Origin of the sequence: Marinomonas algae (genome assembly GCF_047525555.1) — a bacterium.
Lineage (GTDB): Bacteria > Pseudomonadota > Gammaproteobacteria > Pseudomonadales > Marinomonadaceae > Marinomonas.
The window spans coordinates 136256-162586 of record NZ_JBLIXK010000006.1; the positions used below are offsets into that span (position 1 = coordinate 136256).

General features: G+C 40.8%; 24 protein-coding genes. 6 read left to right on the forward strand and 18 right to left on the reverse strand.

Translation table 11 applies throughout. From position 1 onward, the window contains the following. Nucleotides 1–35: 35 nt before the first annotated feature. The 7 genes from htpG to sbcB form a co-directional block, all read right to left on the reverse strand. Nucleotides 36–1964, reverse strand: a complete 1929-nt coding sequence (gene htpG / locus ACMUMQ_RS10410; RefSeq protein WP_414681926.1) for a molecular chaperone HtpG — start codon at nt 1962–1964, stop codon at nt 36–38. A 173-nt stretch (nt 1965–2137) separates the two neighbouring features. Further along, on the reverse strand, nt 2138–2839 hold the full coding sequence (locus ACMUMQ_RS10415) for an O-methyltransferase (protein WP_414681927.1): 702 nt from the start codon (nt 2837–2839) through the stop codon (nt 2138–2140). Continuing rightward, a complete protein-coding gene (locus ACMUMQ_RS10420; RefSeq protein WP_414681928.1) occupies nt 2829–3560 on the reverse strand; it encodes a DUF599 domain-containing protein in 732 nt (243 codons plus the stop codon). Before ACMUMQ_RS10420 ends, ACMUMQ_RS10415 begins: the two co-directional genes overlap by 11 nt. A gap of 252 nt (nt 3561–3812) precedes the next feature. Then, nucleotides 3813–4850: a dihydroorotase gene (gene pyrC / locus ACMUMQ_RS10425; protein ID WP_414681976.1), complete on the reverse strand. Its 1038-nt coding sequence runs from the start codon at nt 4848–4850 to the stop codon at nt 3813–3815. A gap of 154 nt (nt 4851–5004) precedes the next feature. Continuing rightward, nucleotides 5005–6849, reverse strand: a complete 1845-nt coding sequence (locus ACMUMQ_RS10430) for a DEAD/DEAH box helicase (RefSeq protein ID WP_414681929.1) — start codon at nt 6847–6849, stop codon at nt 5005–5007. Nucleotides 6850–7023: 174 nt separating this feature from the next. Next, nucleotides 7024–8061 (reverse strand): AI-2E family transporter, encoded by a 1038-nt coding sequence (locus tag ACMUMQ_RS10435; RefSeq protein ID WP_414681930.1) that lies wholly within the window; start codon nt 8059–8061, stop codon nt 7024–7026. Between the two features lie 9 nt (nt 8062–8070). Beyond that, complete coding sequence (sbcB, locus tag ACMUMQ_RS10440; RefSeq protein WP_414681931.1) at nt 8071–9525, reverse strand: exodeoxyribonuclease I; 1455 nt, start codon at nt 9523–9525, stop codon at nt 8071–8073. Nucleotides 9526–9618: 93 nt separating this feature from the next. On the opposite strand from sbcB, the gene ACMUMQ_RS10445 reads away from it, so the two are divergent. Then, a complete protein-coding gene (locus ACMUMQ_RS10445) occupies nt 9619–10131 on the forward strand; it encodes a YchJ family protein (RefSeq protein WP_414681932.1) in 513 nt (170 codons plus the stop codon). Between the two features lies 1 nt (nt 10132). On the opposite strand, the gene ACMUMQ_RS10450 is transcribed toward ACMUMQ_RS10445, so the two are convergent. From ACMUMQ_RS10450 to ACMUMQ_RS10460, 3 genes are read right to left on the reverse strand one after another with little or no spacing between them, the layout of a single operon-like run. Beyond that, on the reverse strand, nt 10133–11188 hold the full coding sequence (locus ACMUMQ_RS10450; RefSeq protein ID WP_414681933.1) for an HD domain-containing phosphohydrolase: 1056 nt from the start codon (nt 11186–11188) through the stop codon (nt 10133–10135). Between the two features lie 12 nt (nt 11189–11200). Beyond that, nucleotides 11201–13561, reverse strand: a complete 2361-nt coding sequence (locus ACMUMQ_RS10455; protein WP_414681934.1) for an ATP-binding protein — start codon at nt 13559–13561, stop codon at nt 11201–11203. 6 nt (nt 13562–13567) lie between these two features. Beyond that, on the reverse strand, nt 13568–14071 hold the full coding sequence (locus ACMUMQ_RS10460) for a putative pterin-binding protein (RefSeq protein ID WP_414681935.1): 504 nt from the start codon (nt 14069–14071) through the stop codon (nt 13568–13570). A 340-nt stretch (nt 14072–14411) separates the two neighbouring features. Here ACMUMQ_RS10460 and aroA point away from each other — a divergent pair, with 340 nt between their 5' ends. Beyond that, nucleotides 14412–15689, forward strand: a complete 1278-nt coding sequence (gene aroA, locus ACMUMQ_RS10465) for a 3-phosphoshikimate 1-carboxyvinyltransferase (RefSeq protein ID WP_414681936.1) — start codon at nt 14412–14414, stop codon at nt 15687–15689. Between the two features lie 65 nt (nt 15690–15754). Here the strand turns inward: aroA and ACMUMQ_RS10470 are convergent, their stop codons facing one another. Both ACMUMQ_RS10470 and ACMUMQ_RS10475 read right to left on the reverse strand, forming a co-directional pair. After that, nucleotides 15755–16624, reverse strand: coding sequence for a lipase family protein (locus tag ACMUMQ_RS10470; protein WP_414681937.1), 870 nt, complete (start codon nt 16622–16624; stop codon nt 15755–15757). After that, on the reverse strand, nt 16617–16862 hold the full coding sequence (locus tag ACMUMQ_RS10475) for a DUF2164 domain-containing protein (protein ID WP_317003630.1): 246 nt from the start codon (nt 16860–16862) through the stop codon (nt 16617–16619). Before ACMUMQ_RS10475 ends, ACMUMQ_RS10470 begins: the two co-directional genes overlap by 8 nt. Nucleotides 16863–17162: 300 nt before the next feature. Here ACMUMQ_RS10475 and ACMUMQ_RS10480 point away from each other — a divergent pair, with 300 nt between their 5' ends. Continuing rightward, nucleotides 17163–19001 carry a tetratricopeptide repeat-containing diguanylate cyclase gene (locus ACMUMQ_RS10480; RefSeq protein WP_414681938.1) on the forward strand — a complete coding sequence of 613 codons (1839 nt, stop codon included), beginning with the start codon at nt 17163–17165 and terminating at the stop codon, nt 18999–19001. 59 nt (nt 19002–19060) lie between these two features. On the opposite strand, the gene rsmI is transcribed toward ACMUMQ_RS10480, so the two are convergent. Further along, on the reverse strand, nt 19061–19939 hold the full coding sequence (rsmI, locus tag ACMUMQ_RS10485; RefSeq protein ID WP_414681939.1) for a 16S rRNA (cytidine(1402)-2'-O)-methyltransferase: 879 nt from the start codon (nt 19937–19939) through the stop codon (nt 19061–19063). 79 nt (nt 19940–20018) lie between these two features. Between rsmI and ACMUMQ_RS10490 the strand changes: the two genes are divergently transcribed. From ACMUMQ_RS10490 to ACMUMQ_RS10500, 3 genes are read left to right on the forward strand one after another with little or no spacing between them, the layout of a single operon-like run. Then, complete coding sequence (locus ACMUMQ_RS10490) at nt 20019–21815, forward strand: penicillin-binding protein activator (protein WP_414681940.1); 1797 nt, start codon at nt 20019–20021, stop codon at nt 21813–21815. After that, complete coding sequence (locus tag ACMUMQ_RS10495; RefSeq protein ID WP_414681941.1) at nt 21766–22149, forward strand: YraN family protein; 384 nt, start codon at nt 21766–21768, stop codon at nt 22147–22149. The genes ACMUMQ_RS10490 and ACMUMQ_RS10495 overlap by 50 nt, the downstream gene beginning before the upstream one ends. A gap of 4 nt (nt 22150–22153) precedes the next feature. Then, a complete protein-coding gene (locus ACMUMQ_RS10500; RefSeq protein WP_414681942.1) occupies nt 22154–22747 on the forward strand; it encodes an SIS domain-containing protein in 594 nt (197 codons plus the stop codon). 69 nt (nt 22748–22816) lie between these two features. Here ACMUMQ_RS10500 and ACMUMQ_RS10505 read toward each other — a convergent pair whose 3' ends face one another. The 5 genes from ACMUMQ_RS10505 to zapE all read right to left on the reverse strand — a co-directional run bounded on the left by ACMUMQ_RS10505 (nt 22817) and on the right by zapE (nt 26293). Further along, complete coding sequence (locus ACMUMQ_RS10505) at nt 22817–23194, reverse strand: ClpXP protease specificity-enhancing factor (protein WP_414681943.1); 378 nt, start codon at nt 23192–23194, stop codon at nt 22817–22819. Between the two features lie 82 nt (nt 23195–23276). After that, entirely contained in the window at nt 23277–23909 is a 633-nt protein-coding gene (locus ACMUMQ_RS10510) for a glutathione S-transferase N-terminal domain-containing protein (protein WP_414681944.1), read from the reverse strand. A 297-nt stretch (nt 23910–24206) separates the two neighbouring features. After that, nucleotides 24207–24599 carry a 30S ribosomal protein S9 gene (gene rpsI, locus ACMUMQ_RS10515; protein WP_317003616.1) on the reverse strand — a complete coding sequence of 131 codons (393 nt, stop codon included), beginning with the start codon at nt 24597–24599 and terminating at the stop codon, nt 24207–24209. 14 nt (nt 24600–24613) lie between these two features. Continuing rightward, complete coding sequence (rplM, locus tag ACMUMQ_RS10520; protein ID WP_317003614.1) at nt 24614–25042, reverse strand: 50S ribosomal protein L13; 429 nt, start codon at nt 25040–25042, stop codon at nt 24614–24616. Nucleotides 25043–25192: 150 nt separating this feature from the next. Beyond that, nucleotides 25193–26293 (reverse strand): cell division protein ZapE, encoded by a 1101-nt coding sequence (zapE, locus tag ACMUMQ_RS10525; protein WP_414681945.1) that lies wholly within the window; start codon nt 26291–26293, stop codon nt 25193–25195. Nucleotides 26294–26331 lie beyond the last annotated feature (38 nt).

The window sequence follows — 26331 nt, forward strand, 5'->3', positions numbered from 1 at the left end:
GCCTTGATTATAAAGAAAGTAAGCTTTCTGTTTGCTTATTTGCTCAGTTGAACAATTAGCTTATTCATACGGCTAACAAAAGTCGCAGGATCTTCTAATTGACCACCTTCAGACAAAGTAGCTTGTTCAAACAACAACCAAGCCATGTCTGCAAAACGATCTTCATCAGACTCTTCATTCATCTTAGCAACAATCGGGTGATCTGGATTCACCTCCAATGTTGGCTTAGAGTCAGGAAGCTGCTGACCAGCTTGTTCAAGTAAGCGACGCATTTGCAAGCCCATGTCATGCTCACCCACCACTAAACATGCAGGAGAGTTTGTTAAGCGAGCCGTTGAGTTCACTCCAGCTACTTTCTCTTCTAGCACAGTTTTCATGCGGTCAAGCAATGGTTTAATTTGCTCCGCTTTCTCTTCTTTTTCTTTCTTCTCTTCTTCGTTTTCTTGATCTGTTAAATCAAGTTTGCCTTTGGTTACATCTTGGAAAGACTTACCTTCAAACTCTTGCAGAGACGACATCATCCATTCGTCAATGCGATCACTTAACAGTAGAACTTCATAACCTTTCTTGCGAAGAATTTCTAAATGCGGGCTGTTTTTCGCCGTGTTATGGCTTTCCGCATAGATGTAATAAATTTTGTCTTGGCCTTCGCTCATACGCTCAATGTATTGAGCCAAAGAAACCGTTTGCTCAGGCGCATCTGTCTCTGTCGTACTGAAACGCAATAGAGCCGCAATTTTATCTTTGTTGCCCATGTCATCAGCAGGACCTTCCTTGATAACATTACCAAACTCGTTCCAGAATTTTTGATAATCTTCTGGCTCGTTTTTCGACATTTTGCTAAGCATATCTAATACACGCTTAGTCAATGCAGAGCGCATAGAATCTACCGCATTGTCGTTCTGCAAAATTTCGCGAGACACGTTCAAAGACAAATCGTTAGAATCCACAACACCTTTTACGAATCGCATGTACGGAGGAAGGAACGCTTCCGCTTCATCCATAATGAACACACGCTGAACGTACAATTTCAGCCCACGCTGCATATCACGATTCCAAAGATCGTAAGGTGCTTTCGATGGGATATAAAGCAAGCTGCTGTATTCTAATTTACCTTCTACCTTGTTGTGAGACCACTTCAAAGGCTCTTGGTAGTCGTGAGAAATATGTTTGTAAAACTCTTGGTATTCTTCATCTGTCACTTCATTACGAGGACGAGTCCATAGAGCTTTCGCAGAGTTCACTGCCTCAAATTCAGGTGCTTTGGTTTCGTCTACTGGCTTAGGATTGCCCTCTTCATCCATTTCTGGGTAAACAGGCTTTTCCATTTCAACTGGAATAGAAATGTGATCTGAATATTTAGTCACCAAAGAACGTAGACGGAAGTTATCCGCAAAGTCTTTCTCATCAGATTTCAAATGCAATGTAATGCGAGTACCACGAGTGGCTTTGTCGATGTTTTCAATGGTGAATTCACCAGAACCGTCAGACACCCAACGAACCGCTTCGCTTTCTGCTGCGCCTGCACGACGTGTTTCAACGGTTACTTTATCCGCAACAATAAAAGCAGAGTAAAAACCAACACCAAATTGACCAATCAATTGGCTGTCTTTTTTCTGATCGCCGCTCAATTGCTCTAGGAAAGAAGAAGTACCAGATTTAGCAATCGTACCTAAGTTAGTAATGGCTTCTTCACGAGACATACCCACACCATTATCATCGATGATGACAGTGCCAGCGTCTTTATCAAATTCAATACGAACACGTAAGTTAGGGTCTTCAGCGAGAAGGTCTGCGTTAGCGACAGACTCAAAGCGTAGCTTGTCTACTGCGTCAGACGCGTTAGAGATAAGCTCTCTTAGAAAGATTTCTTTGTTTGAGTACAAAGAATGGATCATCAAATGAAGTAGTTGTTTTACTTCCGTTTGGAATCCTAACGTTTCTTTTTGAGTATCAGTTGCCATGTTATAGCTTGCTCCTATTTGAATGAACCTTTGAACCAAGTCCAAAGGTGTATTTCTTTTCACTTGTGCTCCATAAATAAAGCCTCTTGAAGCAATTTCAAGAGGCTGATGAATCAAAAAAAGGAAAAAGTCACAATAAATTTATGGGTAATGTGAAAAATGCAGGAATGTCATTATTTTTTTCGAACTATGGTTAGGCCATCGCCTATTGGCAGAAGAGATAATTCCACGTCATTATCTTGGTGAATGATTTGATTTAGCTCGCGCACGATACAAGTGTCTTTATCGGTAAAAGACTCGTCAGCCACATTCCCCCACCAAAGCGTGTTATCGATTACAATGCATCCACCCGCTCGAACCAATTTTTTGCTCAAATGATAATACGCTACCAAGTTCTGCTTATCGGCATCAATAAACACAAAATCAAATGTCTCTGCTTGAGACTCAAGAAAAGACTCCATCACCGGCAAGGCTTTTTCACAATACGTCGTCACTCTATCTCTAACGCCCGCTTGCTCTAAATAGTTCGTAGCAATGTCCAGCCACATTTGTTTCTTTTCGATCGCGATTAAACAAGCCTCTTCCGGCATGGCCATCGCCATCGATAAAGTGCTGTAACCTGTAAACACACCCACTTCTAAAATTTTCTTTGGTGCTTGCAACTTAACCAACAAAGCAAGAAATTGCCCGACTTCAGGAGAAAGCTGCATTCTCGCCATATGGTATTGAGCGGTTTCTCGTCTTAACGCAGTCAATATTTCCGACTCTCGCACAGAAACATCAATCAAATATTGATATAAATTATCGTCCACTTTAACCGTACGATTAACCGGCTTATTATCTTCAGAAACAGGCTTTGGAAAATTAGGAAGCATGAGATTTTATAACCAGTCCACGGCTTAATGTTTTAAAGGTTTTGGAACGGAATTCTCGACGATAAAGAACAGCCACAATCATCAAGCTCGCCGCCATACAAAAATACGGGCTAAGAAACCAACCACAAAACGCCATTGCGAAATAATAGGCTCTTAATCCATAGTTAAATTGGTTGGCCGCAAGACTACAAATCTGTGCCATATGATTCGCATACAACTCTCGCTCGCTTTCTTCGATTCCTCGCTCCGTTGCTAAAGGCGCACTTCCCACCAACACAGAGCAGAAATTGTACTGTCGAACAGACCAAGTAAAGGTAAAAAAGGCATAAGCAAAAATCACCACCAAAACGATGATTTTCAATTCCCATTCCTGCTGACTCATTGGCGCCAGCAAATAAAAATCAGAAAGAATACCTAAAGCTTTTTCAGAATAATTAAACGCGGTAAACAGACCTGCAATAATCAACAAGCTACTGGAAGCAAAGAATAAGCTGCTGCGCTCTAAATTTGCCATAACCGATGCGTCTGCAATTCGATTATCTCGTCTTAATAAACGAGACATCCAAGCAAGCCTAAATTGATGCAACACACTCACCAAACAGGCGCGTCGTTTGGAATTATATTGAGCAAATAAAGCATACCCCCACCAGCAGGCAAAAAAGAAAAAAAGCGTGACAAGATCTAAGGTGTTGAGCAATAAAGAAACTGAATGATTTTCCATCAATTAACTCCGTTTCAGCGGGGGATTTTCAAAGCCTCATTAGAGCATTTTTTGCCTTATATGTCCCTGATTAACATTATAAAAACAGTAGAATATTAGGGATTTAACGCCAATAAAAACACTGCCAAATGTATGACAAATAAACCTATTTGCCTTTTATTTCCCATAAAAAAACTGAACCACTCAATGAATCAGCTCATGAGTCGGTTCAGTTTTTATTAGGCTCAGCTTGCTTTTAACGTTCGTTACTTGTTATTCGCCTTTCAGTTTCCAAGCAACAGGTTTACCCGCAAAAAACGGCACAATCGGCTCACCATTTGGCAAAGTAATACTGGTTGGCACTTCCCAAGACTCGCGCACTAAAGTTACCGTTTCTGTGTTACGAGGCAAGCCATAGAAATCCGCACCATGAAGACTGGCAAAACCTTCAAGCTTATCTAACGCATCAAGCTCATCAAACACTTGCGTATACAGCTCTAGTGCAGACCAAGCACTGTAACAACCTGCACAACCACAATCTGATTCTTTACGCTCTTTTGTATGAGGCGCTGAATCCGTACCAAGGAAGAACTTAGGTGAACCTGATTTCACCGCAGCGCGCAATGCTTCTTGGTGAGTGCTGCGTTTCAACACTGGCAAACAATAGTTATGCGGACGCATACCGCCATCCAACATGTCATTACGATTTAACAACAAATGCTGTGGCGTAATGGTCGCAGCAACCCCTTCTCGCGCAGACATCACAAATTCTGCCGCGTCTTTTGTGGTGATGTGCTCAAACACGACTTTTAGATTCGGCACACGCTCAACAATATTGACCATATGCTGATCAATGAATTCTTTCTCACGATCAAAAATATCTATGTGCTTTTGCGTCACCTCACCATGAATCAACAACAACATATCGTTGTCGGCCAAAGCTTCAAATACTGGGTAAAGGGATTCAAGGGAGTTCACACCGGAATCTGAATTAGTCGTTGCTCCAGCTGGGTACATTTTTGCAGCCAAGACGCCGGCTTTTTTAGCGTCTTTGATATCTTGAACGCTGGTTTTATCCGTAAGGTAAATCGTCATGATCGGAGTAAACGAGCTGCCCTCAGGACGCGCTGCCAAGATGCGCTCTTTATAACTCAATGCAAGGTCTGCAGTCGTCACAGGTGGGACTAGGTTTGGCATCACCACTGCACGTTCAAAACAACGAGCGGTTGCAGGAACAGTCTCAAGTAACATGTCCTGATCACGAAAATGTAAATGCCAATCGTCTGGCTTGATTATAGTAATTTCGTTCATCATTGGCCTTTTTGGTTGGGAAGGGAAAAAGCAGGAGCATATTACCAGAATCTACTAAGAAGTAGCAGCGCCAAATACCCTACTCTTTAGACATAAAAAAACCGAATCTTCAAAAGATTCGGTTTTTTTGATCATTAAGTATTAACTTAACGAATTAACTGTCTTTGCGAGGTGCTCTTGGACGACGGTCACCGCGATTATTATCACGACCACGGCCACCACCAGAACGGCCGCCAGGGCGACGGTCACCAGAAGGACGCTTGCGAGATGGTGATGCTGCACGCTTGTTCAGCTCATCTGCATTTTCCAACTTAGCAATATCAGTACGCTGACCACAAATACGAGTTTTGCTTAGCTTACCTAACACACCTGAATCCAAGTTTGTTGGCAAATCGACTGTTGCAAAATCTTCATAGATTTCAATGTGACCAATATAACGGCTTTCGATTTCCGCTTCGTTTGCAATCGCACCAACAATGTTACCAGGCTTAACACCTGCACTGTAGCCAACTTGAACAACGTAACGCGTCATTGACGTATTTGGATCGTCTTTTAACGGCATAGCTTCCGCTGTTACCGGACGCACTTTACGTTCACGAGGTGCACGATCGCCACGGTCACCGCGAGAGTTCTCACGATCATCACGACGCTCTCTGCGCTCTTGGCGAACTTCCATTTCAGATAGCAACAATGGTGTTTTACCTTGTGCCATATGAGCCAAAGCAGCGGCCATTTTCAATGGATCCACTTCATTTTCTTTCTGGTAGCTTTGAACAAGCTCTAGGAAGAAATCAAGGTTTTCATTATCCATTGCATCAGTGATACGTTGCTTGAAACGACCAACGCGCTGAGCGTTAATGTCAGAAGCTGTAGGCAATGTCATACTTTCGATTGGCTGACGTGTTGCACGCTCAATGGCTTGCAACATACGACGCTCACGATGCGCAACAAACAAAATTGCAGTACCAGAACGACCCGCACGACCAGTACGACCAATACGGTGAACATAAGATTCTGTATCGTATGGAATGTCGTAGTTTACAACGTGGCTAACACGCTCTACATCCAAACCACGAGCCACAACGTCAGTCGCAACAAGAATGTCGATTTGACCTTTTTTGATACGTTCAACGGTACGCTCACGTAAATTCTGGCTGATATCACCATTTAGCGCTTCACAAGCGTGACCACGAGCTGTTAGCTTTTCAGCTAATTCAACTGTTGCCGCTTTCGTACGAACGAAGATGATCATGCCATCGTGTTCGTTCATCTCAAGAATACGAGTCAAAGCATCTAGCTTATGCAAGCCACTTACAGGCCAGTATTTTTGAGTGATGGTTGTTGCCGTCGATGTTTTAGTAACAATCTTAACTTCTTTTGGATTATTCAAATGACGATTTGCCACCTGACGAATCACTGAAGGCATTGTTGCAGAGAACAAAGCGATCTGACGAGTTGGCGGAGTTTGTTCAAGAACCCACTCAACGTCATCGATAAAGCCCATGCGTAACATTTCATCAGCTTCATCGAGAACTAGGGCTTTAAGGCCTTCTAGCTTCAATGTTTTACGACGAATGTGATCCATAACACGACCAGGTGTACCAACAACAACTTGCACACCACGTCTTAGTTGGCGAAGTTGAGTGTCGTAAGACATGCCGCCGTAAATAGGCAGAACATGAAAATCTGGAAGGTTACGTGCGTAACTTTGAAATGCTTCAGAAACCTGAATAGCAAGTTCACGGGTTGGAGCCAAGACAAGTAATTGGGTCGTTTTATCTGTAACATCAATGCGAGACAACAGCGGTAGCGCGAACGCTGCTGTCTTACCAGTACCCGTCTGCGCTTGCCCCAAAAGGTCTCGACCTTCTAATAGATATGGAATACTTTGCGCTTGGATAGCAGATGGTTGCTCGTAACCTAAGTCAGCAACCGCTTTAAGAACAGGGGCGATTAAACCCAACGAATCAAATGTAGGCTGAGTATCAGCATCAGACATGTAAATTAGTACCTTTTTTTGGTGAGGATAAGGCCTGTAATCATTTACATGCCTTAATAAAATTCTCTAGAAATTCTCGGAGGAAAACCGATTGCGAAGTATATACAATAAAACTGAAATAAGCTAGGAAGTATTAGAAATAAGATAGACTCATTGACAACATAAACCTGACAACTAACTTTTCTCATCCTCGACTTTAGAATCAAGCAATACAGCTAACCAATGCATTTTAGGATTGGCTTCAAATGCCAGTTTCATAATGATGGTCAATGGAATTGAAAGCAGCATACCAACAGGGCCGAATACCCATCCCCAAAGCAGCAAAGATAGAAACACCACCAAAGTAGATAAGCCTAAACCACGTCCCATGTAGCGTGGCTCGATTACATTACCGACAATCAAGTTAACCAGTACAAACGCACCCGCAACCAACCCAGCTGATAAACTGCCCAACTGAACAAAAGCCAACAAGATGGCTGGCACTGCTGCAATAATAGAACCTATATTAGGAACAAAGTTTAAAAGGAAAGCACACACGCCCCACAATATTGGGAAGTCCACACCTAAAACCCACATACAAAAGGTAATCAGCACGCCCGTTAGAATACTGAGTAAAGTTTTAATGACTAGGTAACGATTTACTGATTTGACAAAGGACTCTAAATTATCCATCGACTTAGGATTATCGTTAAAAGCCAATGAAAGCTTTTTAGGTAACTCAACCGCTTCAAATAAAATAAAAATCACGATCATCACCACCAACACAAGGTTAGTTAGCACGCCACCCAATCCTCTTAACGCATTTGCAACCATCTGCATTAAAGAAGAAGGGTCAACATAACCTTTAACTTGGTCATAGGAAATCTGCAGCCCGAAACCATTAACCACCTGAATCAAGTTAGACATTTCTTCTGCGAAACGGTTTTTGTAATTAGGAAGCTGACTGGAGAAATTATCCAAAGACGCCCCAACCAAAACAGCAACAGAACTAATGCCAAACAATATGAGCATCACAACCAACAGAATAGAAAGCCAAGTTGGGACATTCCGGCGGCGTAAGCTAGACATAGCGGGGGCGCAAATAATAGCGATAAAAACAGACAACATAAAAGGAACAACTATTTGAGAAGCTTCTTTTAATGCTGCGATAATGATAACAAAGGCAGCCAAGCCAACCAGCCAATAAAGCCCTTTATTATGTTGTTCGTTCATACCAATTCCTTACAAAGCTATTGGGTAAATACTCTGAGCGTAATCTGCCAAATCTTGCAGCATGATTTGCTTCATTGCCGGCAAATCAGGTGTTTGAGCAATATGATTAAGTCGATCGAAATACTGGTCCATTGTAATAGAGCCGCCACCGTCTTTTTCAAGCAGACGAATTTGTCGATACTCTTCCCATTCCATTCTTTGTTGCTCGCTGAGCTGTTCTGGGTAATTACGCCCAATATAGCGCATCAACATTTCCGGCAAACGACGATCATCAAACGACATAGCCAATTCAGATAAAGCGTGCGGTGGGGTTGAACGAATCGTCTCCATACGCGCTTTATCTTCACGAGAAAAGAAACCACCCGAATACAACATTACATCAGGATCTTTTAAGATCGGACGTTCTTCTTGCATGAATACAGAGCTGAGTTTTGCTGCAAGCTCAGTGTGCCCTTTAATCATGGCAAGATTATGACGACACACAGCGCCATCTAATCCAAGTCGTTTCACTACCGCTTCGTCTTTCAGAAAAGTTGCCGGAGCAACCGCGGGCGAGCGATTATAGTGAATCACCTTCAAGGGCAACCTTTCGAGATCACCCAACTCTTCTTGACGGGTAAACACTCGATGACGAATTTCATCCACACTCAAATCAATTAAAGGTTGAGCGTCGGCCATCAAATCATAAACAATCACGCCGTTTTTATTCGTTGGATGAGGTGCAATCGGCACCACAAAAGCAGAGTAATGCTTTGCCTGTCCGAACATGCCAGAGATATGTAAAAAAGGTTTTAAACGCGCAACATCAATAAATTGTTGTAATTCATGCTTTTGGCGCATTTTGAAGTAATAATTGAATAACTTAGGATGTTTTTCTCGAATTAATTTAGCTATTTCAATCGTGCCATAGACATCAGAAAGCGCATCATGGGCTTGCTCATGGGCAATATCGTTCGCCTTAGTCAGAGCTTCAAGCTTCATAGAAACCTGACCGTTTTCATCTTTTGGCCAAACAATTCCCTCTGGACGCATTGCATAGGTCATACGAACCAAATCAATCACATCCCAACGGGAACAGTTGTTTTGCCACTCTCTTGCATAGGGGTCAATGAAGTTACGATAAAAGCCGTAACGAACCACTTCGTCATCAAAACGAATTGTGTTGTAGCCAAGCGCACAAGTGCCAGGCAAGGACAATTCGGCTTCTACTGCTTGCATAAACTCAGCTTCACACAAACCTTCTCGGTTCGCGTCTTGCGGGCTAATCCCAGTTAACAAACAGGCTTCTGGCTGAGGAAGAACATCCTCCGCCAATCGGCAGTAAAACATAATAGGTTCGCCGATGGGGTTAAAATCAAGATCTGTTCGAATCCCAGCAAATTGCATTGGGCGATCTTTCGCAGGGTCCGTTCCGGTTGTTTCAAAATCAAACCAAAAAAATGAAGTAGGGCCCGATGAGGTCACAAATAATTCCTGTTAGCCATTAAATAAAAAGGTATTATACGCACCTTAAAGTTTATTTGTTAAAGCGTATTTGGCGATGAGAGGAGTTTATCTATGCCAATCCCGGTAAATTGTCCGTGTGGTACAAGCAGGCCTTATGAAATGTGTTGTGGTATGTACCACAATAATCCAGGCACTGCACCAACAGCAGAAACACTTATGCGTTCTCGTTATACTGCTTTCGCCATTCGCAATTTCGAATACATTGCGGCAACGCAAAAACTGAAAGAAGCACCAGATCAAACAGCGGCCGACATTGAAGACAGCAATGACCACACACAATGGATCAAACTGGAAATTAACAGCACGGAAGACGGCCTAGAAAAAGACAAAACAGGCGTTGTTGCTTTTTCAGCACACTTTAAAGAGGGTAAACACATTGGCCGCCTGAGCGAGCGCTCGATTTTCAAAAAGGTAAAAGGTCAGTGGTTTTACATTACAGGTGAGCATGAGGTTCAAAAAAATACACCTCTTGTTAACTCAGCCGAAATGAACATTGGCCGCAACGATCCATGTTTATGCGGCTCAGGAAAAAAATACAAAAAGTGCTGCGCAGTAAATCACTAAATCAATGAGCTACTGCACTCCATTTTTCTTTAATATCACGTAACTCTTCTTCTATGGATAAGAAACATTCAACGAGATGCGGATCGAAATGTTTATTTGCATCTTGTTTTATGTGCGCAAAAGCTTCTTCAATAGACCAGCTCCGCTTGTAAGATCGTTCCATTGTTAAAGCATCGAACACATCAGCAATCGCAACAATACGAGCCGCCAATGGAATTTCATCGCCAGCAAGTCCAGACGGATAACCAGAGCCATCCCACTTTTCATGATGATTAAGCGCAACTTCGGCTGCCAACTTAAATAAAGGCGCTTCGCTTTTTTCTAAAATCTGATGACCGATAGTTGTATGCTGACGCATGACATCCCACTCCCCCTCCGTCAATTTATTAGGAGATTTTAAAATCGAATCTGGGATTCCAACTTTTCCCGTATCATGCATGGGCGCAGCTAATTTGAGTAACTCAACGTCTCTCGAACTCCAACCCAATTTTTTAGCAAGCGCTGCGCTGTAATCTGCCATACGCCACATATGTATTCCAGTATCTGTGTCGTTCAACTGCCCTACTTCTGCAATCATACCAACAGCAGAGCGCAGAGCATCATCCAACTCTTTCGTTCTACGCTTTATCAGCTCTTTATTGCGTAAATGTATTTCAGCAAGCTTGAGATGAGCAGCTACACGTGACAAGGTTGTTAAAGGAGTGATGGGTTTAGTGATGAAATCTACACACCCTACACTAAAACCTTTTTGCTCATGTTGGGCATCGGTTACAGCCGTTAAGAAAATAACAGGGATATCCTGTGTTTTAGGTGATGCTTTTAATCTTTCACACACTTCAAAGCCATTCATTTCAGGCATCATAATGTCTAATAGAATAATATCAGGCAAAGATCGATTGACGATATCCAAAGCAATCTTGCCACTTTTCGCTATCTGCACATGATAGTTATCCGATAAAATATCTTTCAAGACATCAATATTTTCAGGCACATCATCAACAATCAAAACTCGCTTTAAAGGCGAATCCTTTTTTATGCTTTCAATCAAACGGTTCAAAGTAATTTCCTTTTAACTTGCTTTAAAAACAAGTTGTTTGTATTTTTCAATCTTAGATAAAGCGTCATAATAATCATAACTACAGATGTCTCTCACCGCCTCTTCAAGAAGATTAATATGATCACACTCCGCATTCATTTCTATTATTTTCTTTATCAACTCTTCAGACTCAGACCTTCCTTCTTGGAGCATCCCTTCCAGAGAAGTTAAGTCTTTCTCAATTAACCCTAAATCCATTTTCTCTTCTTTATCATAAGGCAGTAAAAGAGATTTCATTCTCTCCATCAAAACATTCGGATTTAATGGTTTAAACAAAACATCATCAAAATAAAAATCAACACCACTTTCATTGACTTTAATAACGTCTGCGGTCAATACGAGAATTGGAGGCCTTTCATTTAACAGTTTTTCATGGATTTTCTTACTCGACTCATAACCATCCATAACAGGCATTCTAATATCCATAATGATCAGGTCGTAATCAGCGGAAATCACTTTTTCATAAGCTTTTTTTCCATTATCAACCCAGTCAATTAACCCACCTTTCTTTTCTAAAATTGCAGTAACTATGCTCGCATTTGTTTTATTATCTTCCGCTAAAAGGATTCGCTTACCTTGAAGCGTTTTGTCTTCATCTTCTTTCTTTTTACTTTCTTTATGACAAGCCGTAAGCGTTTCTTTTTTATTAAACTCCGCACATATATTTTTAGGCGTAACTAGATCTGTGCTCAAAATATCTTTTTTCTGGTCACCATCAAGATTAAAAAAGACCCCATTACTTTTTAGAAAAGTCTCAGCGTCTTTAGGCAAACCTGCCGTTTCTTGCAACCATTGGAAATCAACCAAAACAGGAGATTTTGAAAAGCAAGCTTCACTAGAGCCGTAAATAAAAACATTATCAGAGCAAGTGGCATTAACCGTTTCAATTGTTCTCACATCTTCTTGAATAACCGATATTTCACATGAAACTGGAGAATGAGTAATGTCTGGATGATATGGAATAGATACCGTAAACACAGTGCCTGAAACGCTTGAGGTTTCATAACTTATACTACCCCCAAGAAGATCAAGTAGTTTTTTCGTGATACTAAGACCCAAGCCAGTTCCGCCATACAAACGAGTCGTGCTGCTATCTGCTTGTTGAAAAACATCAAACACATTAACACCCTCGCTAATACCTATACCTGTATCTTTTACGGTGATAATAAGATTCTGGTTTTCTTTTAAAGCAAGTCTAACATCCACAAAACCTGACTCAGTGAACTTAATCGCATTACCAATAATATTAATTAGTATTTGCTCTAATCGTGTTTTATCTCCAATTAAAACCTCATAAATAGAAAAGTCTCGACTTATACTAAATCTAAGCCCTTTCTTTCTAGCTGAATGAAAGTGAATTTGATAAACATGCTCTAGCACATCATCAATATGATAAGGTGCTTTCTCTAAACTCATCAGACCTGAGTCTACTTTTGAAAAATCTAAAATTTCATTAATAATAGAAAGTAAACTGTTTGCCGACTTTTGGATCTTATTGACCTTTTCTCTATTCTTATCATCAATATCACCGCTCAATAACAAATGACTAAAGCCAATAATCGAGTTCATCGGTGTTCTTATCTCATGACTCATCGTCGCCAAAAATTCACTCTTAGCCATCAATGCTTTCTTGGTAGATTCAACAGCCTCTTTTAGTTCAACAGTCAGTTTCTGGGATTTTTGATAAGAGCGCCTTACCAAGCTCAACTGTTTAAAAAGTAAGTAGATGATAAACATTACCGAGACAGTAAGAAGGCCAATCAAACTACCAAGATATAAAAGAAGGTTGATCGAGTTTTCTCTATTTTTTTCTTTTTCCTTAGATCTGAAACCCAATGTCTCCAAGATAAAAGCTTCCGTTTTATCAATCAGCAAATCGTTTTCATTAAGCAAGTAGGTAACATCTATTCGTGCATCGTCAGAAAAAACAACCACATCCATTTCATCTAACTTATCCCGAATTACCTCTAAAATCCCCACAGCATTAGGCGAACGGTTAAACAGAGCCTTTAGCTTCCCATTTCTTAAAATATTAATTCGGCTGTACAAAATCTCGAAGCTCAACTGAGTTTCTTCTAAATTCTCATTCGAATAATCTTCCTCTAATACACGAAGAGACTCTTTAAAGTTCATCAGCTCCTTATCAAGCTGATAAGAAGCCCACAAAGCATCCTCTTCCGCGGCCGACATGATCTTTTTTTGATGTTTGTAGAGTTCCGAGAAAACCAGAATAGAAAAAACCATGAAGACAAGCGCAACACTCGCCAACCAGAACAAAGGTTGTACTTTTTTGCTGGCGAGTACTCTGAAAATATTCAGAAAAGAGTTTCGCATCAAATGTTACTCAACATTGATGGATTTGATTTGCCAAACGGAACGATTGTAAATAACTTCGTTATTTAAACTCGCATCTTGATCAAACGGATAAAGAATAAAAAGAGGCCCTTTGTCCCTCACTCTCATAGCTTTACCGTTCATATCCATAGCTAAAATAACATCATGCTCATAACCGTCCTGAACTGGCACCAAAGCACTGTAGTCATTTAACGCTTTTACCGACAGGGTCTCAGATTGAGAACCAACCGCTTCCATTAACGATCTTAAATATGGCCCTTGATAGAGATTAGATCCTTCACTCCAAGGCGTCTTTGTTTGGCGATCAACCATCCCCAAATCTACCAACATTTTACGGTCAAACTCAGCGGTTCCTTCTGCAGTGTTTATATTTAAAATATTACCCGTCACGGTCAAAATGACCTTTCCTGTTGGAGTCGGTAATGCCTGCACAGCAGAAACAAAACACAACCCCAAAACAATGCCAACACCGCGTAATAACTGCTTCATAAATCACACCTTAACTACATTTTGAAATCGAATTGCATTATAGGTAAAACTGGCAGAATTAAAGCTCTACTTTACGAAACACTACGCTTATTACACCAAGCACAACAAAGACCGGAAGGTTAGATACAAAAAAATGAGCGTTTATCAAGCAACTCTCTATCGGTAACTGACATACCACGCCATCAAAGGTATAATGCTTGCTATTCAAGACTGACCTCTTTCACAGAGTGACGCGTCCACCTACTATTACGGAATATTTTAAACAACACATAACCTATTCTTTTGGCCTCTTGACGCAGCGCCTCAACAACAAACATAAAATACTGTGACGGAAAAAACTATGAACTCAATCACTCTTGGCCCTCTTTCTAAAGCCGATGGAGAAATCCAAATCCCTGGCTCTAAAAGCCTTTCTAATCGCATTCTACTTTTAGCCACACTTGCGAAAGGAACCACCAAGATTACCAACCTTCTAGACAGTGACGACATTCGTTACATGCTAGAAAGCCTCAAAAAACTTGGCGTTGCTTATACACTCCAAGACCAAGGAACTACCTGTATTTTAGAAGGACTTGGCGGCCCAATAAAAGCAGACTTCGGCGACCTATTTTTAGGTAACGCAGGAACAGCCATGCGACCTCTTACCGCGGCATTATGTCTTGGCCAAGGGGAGTTTTTACTTCATGGCGAACCTAGAATGCATGAAAGACCCATTGGCGATCTTGTCGATGCATTAAAAAACCTAGGTGTCGACATCGAATACCAAGGAGAAACGAACTACCCGCCACTACGAATTAAAGCAAATGGCTTATCTGGTGGTGAAGTTTCTATAAAAGGCAATATCTCTAGCCAATTTTTAACCGCAATCCTCATGAGTGCGCCATTGGCTAAAGAAGACTTAACCATCAAAGTAGATGGCGAATTAGTCTCTAAACCATACATAGACATCACATTACACGCCATGAAACAGTTTGGTGTTGAAGTTGAGAACCAGAACTACCAATCCTTTATTGTAAAAGGTCAACAAACCTACCAAAGCCCTGGTGAGATCATGGTGGAAGGCGATGCTTCTTCCGCATCTTATTTTCTTGCCGCCGCCGCCATCGCTGGCGGAAAAATCAAAGTTCATGGGGTAGGAACAGACAGTGTGCAAGGTGACGTGAAGTTCGCGGATGTATTAGCCAAAATGGGCGCTAAAATCACTTATGGACCCACTTGGATAGAAGCAGAGCATAACGAATTAAAAGGCGTGGATTTGGACATGAACCACATTCCAGATGCCGCAATGACAATTGCCACAACCGCTTTATTTGCTGAAGGTACGACAAGTATTCGTAATATCTACAACTGGCGCGTAAAAGAAACCGACCGTTTATATGCGATGGCAACAGAGTTGAAAAAACTTGGAGCCGAGGTAATTGAAGGCGAAGACTTCATTACTGTGACGCCAGTTAAAGAACTCAAGCATGCGGCTATTGATACCTACAACGATCACCGTATCGCCATGTGTTTCTCTTTAGTCGCTTTCTCAAATACTCCCGTTACGATTAATGATCCAGGTTGTACATCTAAAACCTTCCCAACCTACTTTGAGCTGTTCAATAAAGTAGCAAGCTAGCCTCTGAAAAAAGAGGTTGTTAGTAACAAGAAACTTAGGGCGTTATGATGTAACGCCCTATTTTTTTAGTCTAATGAAAAGCCAAATAAACTGATTTCTGTTTTATAAGGCACTTCTTCTGATGATTCTCTCAACGTATCAATTAGCATCAAGTAGGTCGTCATTTTATGAGCGACTAAATTCTTTTCACTCGGAATAGATGAGGTGAATTTTGTTGCTCGCATCGCACTTTTTATACCGCTCGTTTCTGAGTATTTCCCACCTTCCATAAGAATCACTTCAGCCCCCATGTGCCAATAAATATCCAACTCTTTAATTTGCAAAGGGCTCAATGGTGGAACCAAGGGGACAATATCATGAGGCGTAACCACTCGAATCAGCGGCAAAGTCTTAAATTGTTCGGCACCTGTCACATTAGTCACTTTTGGTTGTCCAAAGGTAATAACCTGTTCAACTTGATACCCTTCCTGAGTTAAATACATACCCAGAACCACAGCGATCGCGCCACCCAAACTATGCCCAGTTAAATGGATCGGTTTATCTATGGACAAATAAGGTTTGATATCATCATAAACCGCCTTTGCTCCACCTGAAAAACCTTGATGCAGCTTAATATTCAGCAAAGAGTCAGATTGCAAAGAGACAGATAAATCCAGCATTACATTTTCTAAATTGGCCGTTCCGCGAACACCAATCGTCTGTACACCTGCTGCTTCGCTGATGAAATAATTCACTTGGCTTGATTGGATGGTTGCCTTATGGAGCAAAACTTGATGTTGCTCACTTAACGCCAATTCCAATTCATCTAATGACAAATACGCATCATTAGAAAGCATTGCTTGAGAATAGATTTCGGAAAAGCCCTGCTCAGCCAATAACAATTGAAAGGGTGATAGCAAAAGCGAAAATACAATAAACTGTAAGTACTTACGCATCTGGCAATTCCAATTCATAAATAGCATCATTAATGGTTTCAATTCGCCCCATCATAGCTTCTTGAGCATCCGCTAAACCCTTATTGTAAAAAGTCGCTGCGAAGTTTTTCGCAATAAAATCTAAAAAGAATTCAGCTTCAAAAGAGCCTATTGATGTATCCAGCTCTTGATCTAAATAGTCCTTAAGCTTTTCTACCATTTTTCGTTTTTCATCATCATTAAATTTTAGTGAAGACATATTTCTCCCTTTTCAACTGACAGCTCACTTTGTGCCAAACTTTCACATCGTGGCAATCAGCTGAAATACGCTAATTTAAAAAGACAGAGCATCAAAAACTCGCCGTGTACTATTATATAAGATAAGTGCATACAGATATTCCTTATTCCTTTAAGCAATAGACATCATCTGATTGTATTTCTATTGAAATTTACATAGGATGATCTCAACTTTAAGTAAAGAATATGCAAACTCACACTCTGGACTGCAAAAACCTTTTTATACAGCAAGAGTAAATATAAGCAGTTATCAGGTGACTAAATGCCATTTACGATAAACATAAAACAGACCTCTGTAATCTTAGGTATTTTTTTACTCGTAACTTTGCTCATAGCACCTTCAACAAACGCGAAAGATACAGATGCTTTTTTTCAAGATATTCAGGTAGCGTTACATTCCAAAGACACAATAGCCCTTCAAAAATCTCTGTCGAAATACATTTTAAAAACCAACGAGCTATCAGAAGAAGAGTACACATCATCCAGTACGGAAATCAGCGCATTTTTAAGAGAAGCCAATGAGGTAGACGCCAGCATATATCTTGCTCAATGGCTGTCTAACGAAGATGCCAATGAGTTAAACGCTGCTGTCCGCTATCGCTGGATGATGATCACAAGCTACGACCTAATGTTTTTCAGTCAGCTTTCTTCTGCAAGTAACATGATTGAAAAGTCACTTCTGTCGATTAAAAAGTGGGAACCTTCTTCTAAAAGCGCTCTTAACACTCAAGCTAATCTCTACCATATTTATGGGCAGCTATTAGTGAAACAAAAGCGTGTAGCTGAAGCTCTCCCCTATTTTTATCAAGCTGAAGAGTGGTTTAAGAATATACAACCAGATCACCCTTCCATTTTCACCATTAACATCATTCTAGGTGAGGCCTTTTTAAACGCGAAAGACTATATAAAAGCGGAACAATACACCAAACAAGCTCTTAACATTATCCCCGAAGGTCGAGTGGACGCCATCAGTTATCTATATGGCATCCTCGCCTCAGCAGTTAGGCAACAAGCTCGCCCGCAAGATGCTCTGAATATTATTCACCAATACCTAAGAAACCCTGTAGACCCCAGAAAAGATTATTTTTTATACTTTTCACTTGTACATATAGAGGTTTTAAGAGACTTAAAAGAATTTAAAGCGGCCCTAATACTGGCAAGAGAAACCCATTCTCTCGCCCAAGAAGTGAACAACAAAAGCTACCTGAAAGAAGCAAAGCGCCATCTTGGATTTCTAGAAAGCTACTTTGGCAATATGGTGGAAGCGGAAAAACTACTATCTGAAGCAATCTACTCTGCAACAAACAAGCTCAACGACACCTCACCAGAAGTTTATTTAGAATACGTCGAGATACTAGAAAAGCTAAACAGATACCCAATCGCTCTGGAATACCATAAGTTGTTTCATGCAACCTATGTGAAAGAGCGGGATCGTATCGATAGAGCAGCCATTGCAAATCTCGAGCAACAGCAAAAAAACCTCAAGCTAGAACAAGAGACGATTGTTTCCTCAACAAAATTAGCACCAGCAGAAGCAAACAATAAACGCGCTCAATTTAAAAGCCGTGTTTGGATGTGGGCTGCAGCAATATTGGTTTTGATTATGACGGTTATTTTAATCATGCTGATACAACTGCGAAAAAAAAGCCATGAATTACACTATATGGCGAAGCATGATCAATTGACAGGGCTAGGCAATCGCCACGCTTTCCTACAAGCCCTAAACACATCGCCTTCTCACCTACTCATCGTCACAGATATTGATAGGCTAAAATACTACAACGATTTATATGGACACCAAAAAGGCGATCAGTTGATTCAAAGCTATGCAACTCACGTCTCTAGCTTCCTAGAGCCGGAAGGTGCTCGGCTATTTAGGATCGGGGGAGATGAGTTTGCCATACTGATAGAAGCACCTTTTTCAGTGAGAAAAGTAGAAGATTGTATAACCTGCGCCATCTTGCAATTACAAAAAGATGGCTTTACCGAAGCAGACGCCAGCTACGGTATTGCGACACGAGAGGAAGTCAAAACAGACTTTGATTGGATCTCTTTAGCCGATCAGCGTATGTACCAAATGAAGCAATCAAGAAAAGCCTAAATTGACACACCTCTCTACAAACTCATTTGAGCTCTTATAGAAGCATGCCAAGAAATCAGTTACTCTTGCATTTCAAGCGCCATTTTATACAAGTAATTTTTCTTTTCTCCTGTCAGTTTTGCTGCCATTGCCGCAGCCTGTTTAACAGGTAAATCTTCTAGGAGAATTGAAAGTATACGTTTTGCTTCCAATTCAGCTTCATTGCCACTTTCTTGAGTGAAACTCAACATAACAACAAACTCACCACGCAATTGATTCGCATCCGCATCAAACATAGCTAACACTTCTTCAGCTGTACCCGATAAAAATGTCTCAAATGTTTTTGTCACTTCACGAGCCAATACTAATTGAGCGTCTTCTCCATAAACCTTTTGCACATCAACAATCGAATCATAAACACGGTGAGTCGATTCATAAAAAACCACAGTCCCAGCTTGCTGCTTCCATGATTCAAATAAGTCACAACGAGCTTTTGACTTAGCAGGAACAAAACCTGCAAAAAAGAATTGATCTGTCGGCAAACCAGAAGCACACAAAGCCGCTACCAATGCACAAGCACCCGGAATTGGAACTACCTTATGACCTTGTGAGCGCAATGCATGAACCACATGGTAACCAGGGTCCGAAATCAGAGGCGTTCCTGCATCAGACACCAAAGCCACACTTTTGCCTTCATCTAATAAACTAGCAACATAATCCGCTTTGTCTTTTTCATTATGGTCATGAATTGAAAAAAGCTTTGCTTCGATCCCAAAGTGGTTCAACAATCGGCGACTGTGTCGAGTATCTTCTGCGGCAATATAATCAACTTCCCGTAAAGTTTGTTCTGCTCTTTTACTAAAATCATCTAGATTGCCTATCGGCGTCGCAACTATGTACAGCGACCCTCTCGCATCATCAGAACTATGTGGTACCATATTGCCTCTTCTATCTGCCATTTATAATCTTATGAGCCTACTTAATTACCGCATCATATCATTAACTCTTTGCACTTTTCTGCTGAGTGCTTGTAATTCCATGAGTTTAAATGTGGAACAGCCTCAAAATACGGTTCAGAACACAAGTAACACTACGAGCGACAGCTCGCAAGAAAACACAACACCACCAAGCATCTATCACCCTTTCTCTACTTCTAAGGTTAAAGAAGAGGTTCTGGAAGGCTATAACTTAGCTCAGAAACTTTATGAGCAAGGTGATTACCAACAAGTTATTGATAGATTAGAACTTAACGTCCTTGGTACAAACTCTACACTTCAATTAGATGGCTATCTTTTAGCCGCCTTGGCCGCAGCGAAATTAGATGACATGACAAAGTCTTTTGATTATTGGAAAGAAGCCGAGTTGCTTTCTTCTGCGCGTCATCCTGATAATCAAAACAAATTGCAAGAAAGCAAAGCCACCATTCTAGAGCACTTTGGCGATTGGTTAGCCGTTGTAAAAACTCGCATGGCGCTGACTTACAACTTACCTCTAAATGAAGGCGAGAGAAACCAAGAGCAACTCTGGCTGGCAATCCAGAACCTAACACAGAATGAAATAGATGAGCTTTATCAAGAAAAAGACCCAACATTACATGGCTGGCTCACTATTAGTGGGATATTAAGAGATCAAACCTTATCCATTGAGCAACAACTCAATACATTCAGCCAATGGCAAAATGATAATTCAGATCATCCCGCTGCTATATTGCCTCCTAAAGACTTTCAAATCATGTCATCCTTAGGCGACATGGCTCCGAAAAAAATCGCTATTATGCTGCCAATGAGTGGCAACTTAGAACGAGCATCACAGGCGATACTTGATGGCTTCTTTTCTTCTTTCTACAACCAAAAGGAATCAAGGCCACAAGTATTTATTATTGATGTGAATAATTATGAAAACATCAAAGATGCTTTAGCGGCAGCAAATGAGAAACTCCCAGATATTATTATAGGGCCTTTACAAAAAAATAATGTGGCTCAAATTAGTCGGCTAGAACTCAGCACACCTGTGATCGCATTAAACCAGCTTGATCTGAATTTACATGCGAAAAACCTATACCACTTCTCATTAAATCCAGAAGATGAGATACATGAACTTATTGCCTTTGCAAAACAAGAAGGTGCCCAGAATGCAGCGATTTTAAGTACCCAAGATACTTGGGCACAAAAACAAAGCGATGAATTCCGAGAAGCAGCTACAAAAGAGAATGTTAACATCACATCAAACCAAACTTACGCAAACACCCCACGAGGTAGACAAGATGCGATACAAAAATTGCTTCTTGTGAATGAAAGCTATGCACGAAAAAGGCTGATCGAACAATGGTCAGGCGTTCAGGTCGAAAGTATAGCAAGATCTCGTGAAGATCTTGATTACATATATTATGCAGGCAAATTAACGGACGCTAAACAAATACGTCCTCTGCTGGACTTCCACTTCGCAGACGGAATCCCAATGCTAGCGACCAGTACGCTAAACGATAGCGCTCCCGAAAAGTCCACCAACCCAAACGACATAGAACGAATTTTATTTACAGAGCTTCCAGCGCTAACACCAAACAACAAAGCTCTTAGTGGACTATTCCAAAGTCAAGGCTCAAATATTCTACGTCGCTTACAAGCACTTGGAGCTGACTCCTACCTGCTAGCGAATAAATATCAATTATTTACATTACTACCTAGCACGAAAATTGCTGCAAACACAGGCATCATAACAATCGACAAAGATGGTATTTTCCATAAACGTCCAGAAATAATGACTTACCGAAAAGGAAATTTGGTATATGCGAACAGTGCGCAGTTTTTTAAACAGGAAGAAGCTACCCAAGAATAACGGCGAAAAAGCAGAGCAAGAAGCAGAAGCTTTTTTACGCTCTCAGGGGCTTCATTTTGTAGAACGGAACTTCTTTTGTCGTATTGGGGAAATAGACCTTATTTTTTTAGATAACGATACTTATGTTTTTATTGAAGTACGCTTCAGAGCCAACTCAACATATGGCAGCGCAGCAGAAAGCTTAAGCAATTCCAAACTAACTAAAGTTCGTAATAGCGCCTCCTTATGGCTACAAAAGAACAATAAACAACATCATCCAAGCCGATTCGATGCGGTACTGTTTGATGAAAAGATAGATAACTCCCATTTAACCTGGCTTAAAGCAGTATTTTAATTATATGGATTTTCAAGAAGCAATTTATACCCAATTTGCCCAGAGCTTCGAGGCTCAACAGCAAGCCCTAGAAAGCTTACCACCTTACATTGAGCACGCTGCAAAAGTTATGTTTGCCAGTATCGCTTCTGGCGGAAAAGTTGTTTGTATCGGCAACAGCACCGGCTCACATTTAGCTCAATATTTCAGTACTTTATTGCTTGATAGAATGGACAGAGAGCGCCCTGGTTTACCGGCTTTCAATTTAAGTGGTGATGGCGCAGCTTTATTATCAGTAACGCACAATGATAGCTATCACGACGTTTTCTCCAAACAAATCACCGCTATTGGTAATCCAGGAGATATATTATTCGTCATTGCCAATCGAGGAAACACGTCCCCGATTATTCAAGCTATTCAAGCTGGCCATGAGCGAAAAATGAATATTGTCGCCCTAACAAGCCCTGAGGCGAAAAACGTTTCCTCTCTTACATCTCAAGACGATACAGAGATAAAAATAAACCTACTTGGCACAGCAAGAGTACATGAATGCCAGTTAACTGTTATCCATACCTTAGTCGACCTGCTTGAACGCCAATTATTCGGCTACGAAGAATAAAATAACTAAACAGATTAGTCGTTATTTGAAATAAAAAAGCCACTTTCCAAAGTGGCTTTTTTATGAAATTTATTTAACAACTTTTAATTGAAAGCCCTTTTTCGGCTCAGGAGGTGTCGGGGTCGGATCATCTAAAAACTCTTCATCAGGAAAGACAAAACCATCACCATTCTCTTTTGAGTACAATGCTAATGCAGCTTGAATTGGCACATAAACTTGCATTGGCTTACCACTAAAGCGGGCTTCAAAAGATACAGCCTCTTTATCCATAATTAAATGGCGTACCGCAGACATACTGATATTTAGAACAATTCTTCCGTCTTTGACAAACTCAGTTGGAATAACAACCCCAGCTTGCTCAGCATCCACTAAAAGATAAGGCGTCATATCATTATCAGCCACCCACTCATAAGCAGCATTTAGTAAATAAGATCGTTTAGGTAACATATTCACTCCGATTCAATATTTGTAAAAAAAGGAGCATAAAGCTCCTTTTTTATCACTATTTAAAAGCCAACTTGACTTAAAACTAGTCTAAACGCATTTCTTGCTCGGCTTCAGAAAGACTTTCTTGGAAAGACTCACGAGAGAAAACAAGGTCCATATATTTATGTAAAGCTTTTGCCTGCTCTTGTGGGATTTCAACACCCAACACAGGTAGACGCCATAATACTGGCGCTAAACAGCAGTCAACGATAGTAAATTCATCGCTCATAAAATAAGGCTTCTCTTCAAAAATAGGAGAAACACTAATTAGACCTTCACGCAGTTCTTTTTGTGCTTGAGCAACGACTTCTTTGTCTTTACTGGAAAGAATCAGATCTGCTAGTCTCGCCCAATCTCTCTGAATGCGGTACATAAACAAACGGCTTTCAGCACGAGCAACAGGATACACAGGCAATAATGGTGGATGAGGAAAACGTTCATCCAAGTATTCCATCATGACGTTCGGTTCATAAAGAACTAAATCACGATCAACCAATGCAGGCAATTCATTGTATGGATTAACATCAGCCAATTCGTCAGGCTTGTTGAACGGGTCTACATCTATGATGTCCACTGTGACGGCTTTTTCAGCCAATACAATTCGAACTCTATGGCTGTAATGATCTTCTCCATCAGAAAAGAACGTCATTGAGGAGCGCTTTGCAATAACACCCATGTCTAACCCCTATTTTGAAAACTTCCACATCCTCTAATTAGAGGACAAACGATAATATGACAAGACAACGACAATTCAAAATCTCATCACGTGATTAAACCTTTCATGGCAAAATGTAATAGTAACAAAATCCTCTTAGAGCACCATGAATTCTAAGAGCAGATATTCTAACACCTTTGAGATATTTTTTCTTAGAAAATACCTTGCTGAAACAAATAGAAATTCGTTTTTTGTTTCAACCAAAAAAAACGCTTGGTGAATACACCAAGCGTTTTAAGGTTTGTTCTAAAGCAAATATTAACGCTTAGAGAACTGAGGACGACGACGTGCTTTGCGTAGACCAACTTTCTTACGTTCAACTTCACGAGAATCTCGTGTAACGAAGCCTGCAGAACGTAGAGTACGACGTAGAGTCTCATCATACTGCATCAATGCACGTGTGATACCGTGACGGATCGCACCAGCTTGACCAGAGATACCACCACCTTTAACAGTGATGTAAACGTCAAATTTTTCAGTAGCATCAACTAATTCAAGTGGCTGACGAACAACCATTTGAGCTGTTTTACGACCGAAGTACTGAGAAAGAGTACGGTTATTGATAACTAGGTTACCAGAACCGGCTTTAAGGAAAACACGAGCGGTAGACGTTTTACGACGACCTGTACCGTAGTATTGAGTAGCTGACATAATGATCTTCCGTATTAAATGTTAAGTTCTTGAGGCTGTTGAGCAGCATGTGGATGCTCAGTACCAGCGTACACTTTCATTTTCTTGTGCATTGCACGGCCCAAAGGACCTTTTGGCAACATACCTTTAACGGCGATTTCAAGAACACGCTCAGGAGCATGATCAATCAACTTCTCGAAATTCATAGAACGTAAGCCGCCTGGATAACCAGTGTGGCGGTAGTATTGTTTCGCAGCTGCTTTGTTACCAGAAACGTGAATTTTCTCAGCATTAACAACAACGATGTAATCGCCTGTATCAACGTGAGGAGTATATTCCGCTTTATGCTTACCACGTAAACGGCGAGCAATTTCAGTAGCCAAGCGACCTAGAGTTTTGCCTTCAGCATCAACCACGAACCAGTCGCGGCGAACTTCAGCAGGTTTAGCTGTAAAAGTTTTCATCAAAAAACCCTATCAATACGCGTGCTCAATGACACGCTATACCTATTATTATTGGTTTATCAAAAATAAATTCGATAAACGTACACTTACCTTCAAAAAGGCGAGCGAATTATACTGCAAATTACAAGAAAGATAAAGTCCAAAATCTATTTAGGGGCGGTGCTCTAATGATAAGTATTCTTCAGATTGCATCTCCAACAGTCGACTAACAGTACGATCATATTCAAATGCCAATCGAGTGCCTATGTAAATGTCTGGTATAGCCACTTCAGCAGAAAAAATCACCTTAACATGTCGATCATAAAACTCATCAACCAGGTTAATAAACCGTCTCGCCAAATCATCACGAGGCGCATCCATTTGCGGCAAGTTGGAAATGATAACCGTCGAATAAAGTCGAGCAATTTCAATGTAATCAACCTGACTTCTTGGGCCATCACACAAAGCTTTAATATCAAACCAAGCAAGACCTTCACAGCTTCGGATAAGAGGTATTTCGCGCCCTTCTATTTCAGCAGCGCCACCTTCTACAATATGAGAAGCATCAGAAATGAGACTCATAAAGCGTTCATTCAACGCTTCATCTGCTTCCTTATTAAGAGGAAAATGATACAGCTTAGCTTGCTTCAATGTTCTAAGCCTGTAATCAACGCCACCATCCACATTCATGACTTTAGTGTATTTATTAACTAGATCAATTGCAGGTAGGAAGCGAGCTCGTTGTAAGCCGTTTTTATACAACCCATCCGGCTCTATATTAGAAGTAGCAACAAGAGTCGTTCCATTCTCAAACAAAACTTCCAATAAACCCGCCAAAATCATGGCATCAGTAATATCAGTGACAAAAAACTCGTCAAAACACAAAACTTGAGCCTTAGATGAAATCTCCTTACCAACGATTTCAAGCGGATTTTTCACATCGTTTAACTTACGCAACTCTTGATGAACCATCTGCATAAAGCGGTGAAAATGAAGGCGCATTTTTTTCTCTGTTGGCAAACAATCAAAGAAAGTATCCATAAGATAAGTCTTTCCTCGACCAACACCACCCCAAAAATACAAGCCTTGCTCAACCGATGGCGCTTTCTTTTTACGAAATTTACTAAGAAAGCCGCCTGAGGTTTGATTTGACTGATTAGCCACTAAACGATCAAACAGATCTTGAAGCGCTTCCACCGCCTCCTCTTGAGCTGGATCGTAATTAAAATCTTCCCGTGTTAGATCTTGCTTATAACGTGTAATTGGAGTCATTGTCACTCTTTCGTAAAGATAAAATAATTATGGTTATT

Coding starts and splice junctions, on each gene's coding strand:
- ACMUMQ_RS10490 (WP_414681940.1), top strand. CDS start 20,019: ATGAGTTTAAATGTGGAACAGCCTCAAAATACGGTTCAGAACACAAGT.
- ACMUMQ_RS10505 (WP_414681943.1), bottom strand. CDS start 23,194: ATGTTACCTAAACGATCTTATTTACTAAATGCTGCTTATGAGTGGGTG.
- zapE (WP_414681945.1), bottom strand. CDS start 26,293: ATGACTCCAATTACACGTTATAAGCAAGATCTAACACGGGAAGATTTT.
- rpsI (WP_317003616.1), bottom strand. CDS start 24,599: ATGTCAGCTACTCAATACTACGGTACAGGTCGTCGTAAAACGTCTACC.
- ACMUMQ_RS10510 (WP_414681944.1), bottom strand. CDS start 23,909: ATGGGTGTTATTGCAAAGCGCTCCTCAATGACGTTCTTTTCTGATGGA.
- rplM (WP_317003614.1), bottom strand. CDS start 25,042: ATGAAAACTTTTACAGCTAAACCTGCTGAAGTTCGCCGCGACTGGTTC.
- pyrC (WP_414681976.1), bottom strand. CDS start 4,850: ATGAACGAAATTACTATAATCAAGCCAGACGATTGGCATTTACATTTT.
- htpG (WP_414681926.1), bottom strand. CDS start 1,964: ATGGCAACTGATACTCAAAAAGAAACGTTAGGATTCCAAACGGAAGTA.
- ACMUMQ_RS10420 (WP_414681928.1), bottom strand. CDS start 3,560: ATGGAAAATCATTCAGTTTCTTTATTGCTCAACACCTTAGATCTTGTC.
- rsmI (WP_414681939.1), bottom strand. CDS start 19,939: ATGGCAGATAGAAGAGGCAATATGGTACCACATAGTTCTGATGATGCG.
- aroA (WP_414681936.1), top strand. CDS start 14,412: ATGAACTCAATCACTCTTGGCCCTCTTTCTAAAGCCGATGGAGAAATC.
- ACMUMQ_RS10435 (WP_414681930.1), bottom strand. CDS start 8,061: ATGAACGAACAACATAATAAAGGGCTTTATTGGCTGGTTGGCTTGGCT.
- ACMUMQ_RS10470 (WP_414681937.1), bottom strand. CDS start 16,624: ATGCGTAAGTACTTACAGTTTATTGTATTTTCGCTTTTGCTATCACCC.
- ACMUMQ_RS10415 (WP_414681927.1), bottom strand. CDS start 2,839: ATGCTTCCTAATTTTCCAAAGCCTGTTTCTGAAGATAATAAGCCGGTT.
- ACMUMQ_RS10445 (WP_414681932.1), top strand. CDS start 9,619: ATGCCAATCCCGGTAAATTGTCCGTGTGGTACAAGCAGGCCTTATGAA.
- ACMUMQ_RS10455 (WP_414681934.1), bottom strand. CDS start 13,561: ATGCGAAACTCTTTTCTGAATATTTTCAGAGTACTCGCCAGCAAAAAA.
- ACMUMQ_RS10500 (WP_414681942.1), top strand. CDS start 22,154: ATGGATTTTCAAGAAGCAATTTATACCCAATTTGCCCAGAGCTTCGAG.
- ACMUMQ_RS10430 (WP_414681929.1), bottom strand. CDS start 6,849: ATGTCTGATGCTGATACTCAGCCTACATTTGATTCGTTGGGTTTAATC.
- ACMUMQ_RS10495 (WP_414681941.1), top strand. CDS start 21,766: ATGCGAACAGTGCGCAGTTTTTTAAACAGGAAGAAGCTACCCAAGAAT.
- ACMUMQ_RS10475 (WP_317003630.1), bottom strand. CDS start 16,862: ATGTCTTCACTAAAATTTAATGATGATGAAAAACGAAAAATGGTAGAA.
- ACMUMQ_RS10480 (WP_414681938.1), top strand. CDS start 17,163: ATGCCATTTACGATAAACATAAAACAGACCTCTGTAATCTTAGGTATT.
- ACMUMQ_RS10460 (WP_414681935.1), bottom strand. CDS start 14,071: ATGAAGCAGTTATTACGCGGTGTTGGCATTGTTTTGGGGTTGTGTTTT.